We start from the raw sequence: 2,088 nt of genomic DNA on the forward strand, positions 1-2,088 counted from the left end.
CCGCATACGCCCAGTATGCGGACGACCCTCCGCCTTGCGATGCACCGCATCTGACGCCGCGCGCTGATCCACCCGGGATTACGGGACAGCCCTTAATACCGATCCAGGCGGTGCGCGTATGGGGTCGGCAGGGACTGCGTGCCGCCTCCGGGGAACCACGCTGTGCAAAGATCCCCGTACCGCTTGGGGATCGAAATCCCATGCACGTATGCGTCATCGGTCGACCACTGACCGAGAAGCAGCCGGATGAGCGCTTTGTCGTCGGGGAGCAGGTCGCCGCGTCGCAGCGCGTCGAACGCCGTGTCGTAGTCCTTGTCCGGCTGCTGCACGGCAGCCCGGCGACGCAGCTCGCGGTCGAGCTTGCGCACCAGGGACGACCGGTTCAAGACGGCGGCCATCATCCCGCCGCTCGGTGGAAATCTCTGCTGGTAGGTGCAGCCCATATGGCGAGCCACTCGGCCGGTGAGGCTGTCGGCCGGCTCCCGCACTGTGAATTCGCTCAGACGCCGTTGCCAGCAGAGTCGGGCGATGGCAACGAGCATCAGGCGTGCCGCGGCGGCATTCTCGGCCACCAGTTCGTCCACGGTCAGCGAACCCAGGGGGTCGCCGAAGGCTCGGCCCTCCAGCACGGCATAGCCGACGGCAGCACTGTCGATCTGCAGGATTAGGGTCTGCGACCCGGGCTTCCACGTGGCTTGGGGGATGAGCCGGTTCCAGCCTGCGTGCCGTGCGTGGGTCCAGGGCCGACGAGCGTGCGCGGTGTTGTACAGACGGATCATCGCCGGTAGATCGGCCGGAGAGCCGCTGCGGATGCCCGAAACAGCCGTACCCGGATCACCTTCCGCCGCCTGTTCGACGTTGCGCACTGGGATGACCAGGTGCCCTTCGGTGACGGCACCGACGAAACCGAACTGCTCGTACACCCCCTCGATACCGTTGGAGACGAAAGCGACGTCCACCCGCTGCGCCATTCCGGCCAATGCCTGGCGGAGGAGTCGGCTCATGTGCCCCTGAAGTCGGAATTGGGGCTCGGTTTCCACGCCACCGATGCCTTCTGCGGCAACGGCCACCGCACCGAATCGCAGGTGGAAGGAGTGCGCCTCCAGCTCGGCGACCGGTTCGCCTCCAGCGGTCCGCAACCGGCAGTAACGCACTCGCAGACTGCGCACCTCCTGATCCGCGACTTCGGTGTAACTGACCCTTGCCTCATGATCCGACACGGAAAAGTCCTCAACCTCTTGATCGTTCGGCGGTGCCGTCGATTCCCGCGAACATCAACGATGTCCTTAACCCACCCAACACTGGTGAAACCCGTCATCGAACGCTGCCACCGAAAGCGAACGAAGCCAGACGCGGAGAGCTTTGCCAGGGGTTACGCACTGCGGGCCGCGCAGCGGTTCGCCCGGGGTGCGGCGAGTGCCCTCATCGCCAAGGATCTGCGGGTCAGCGTCCGGCCGGTGCAGCAGCGGTGGCGGACAGGCAACGAGGGCGGTCCGCGGGCGTCCCTTGAACCGAGGCCGCCAGGCGGCTACAAGGCCACAACGAGGGCGCAACGGGTGGGTGGCAGCGCTGAGGCCCGACGCGGGCCGTCCCTATCATCCGGCGTAGACGGGGATACCAGGAGCGATCCCCCGGGCAAGGGGGCTTTCGTGCGGTCGACCGTTTCCTGGCTGGTGTTCCGTCGCTTCGCCGGCGCCGTCGCGGCCGGAGTGGCCCTGACCGCGAGTTCGGGGTGCACGGTGCCCGTCGATGCCGTCGCCGGCATCTCCGTGAGCGCCGACGGCCATCTGCTCGGCGTCATGATGGTCTGCGGGCACCAGATCGACGGCGCGACTCTCTACGTGGACAGCCCCGACGCCGACCGTACGGTGACGGTCGGTTCCTGGACCGCCGGCCGTCCCCTCACAGCCGGTCTCGCCACCTGGACCCTCGATGCTCCTTCCGCCGGCTGGAGCGCGACCGGACGGCTCACTCCGCTGGCCGCCGAGACCACTTAGACACCGTTTCTGATGGCGTGATCGTTCGTTGATCCGTGCATGACGGATCTGGTTGAGCGGCTGGTGCCCGATGAGTTGTGGGTGCTGTTCC

At 67.0% G+C, this 2,088-nt stretch carries 2 protein-coding genes; one reads left to right on the forward strand and one right to left on the reverse strand.

Annotated features, from left to right (window positions below):
- Positions 1-92: 92 nt before the first annotated feature.
- Positions 93-1,220 carry a GNAT family N-acetyltransferase gene (locus tag ACFV0T_RS42125; protein WP_385790847.1) on the reverse strand — a complete coding sequence of 376 codons (1,128 nt, stop codon included), beginning with the start codon at positions 1,218-1,220 and terminating at the stop codon, positions 93-95.
- 429 nt (positions 1,221-1,649) lie between these two features.
- Here ACFV0T_RS42125 and ACFV0T_RS42130 point away from each other — a divergent pair, with 429 nt between their 5' ends.
- Positions 1,650-1,997 (forward strand): hypothetical protein, encoded by a 348-nt coding sequence (locus tag ACFV0T_RS42130; protein ID WP_385790849.1) that lies wholly within the window; start codon positions 1,650-1,652, stop codon positions 1,995-1,997.
- The last annotated feature ends 91 nt before the right edge of the window (positions 1,998-2,088 follow it).

The sequence above is a fragment of the Streptomyces sp. NPDC059582 genome, assembly GCF_042735715.1.
Taxonomy (GTDB): Bacteria; Actinomycetota; Actinomycetes; order Streptomycetales; family Streptomycetaceae; genus Streptomyces.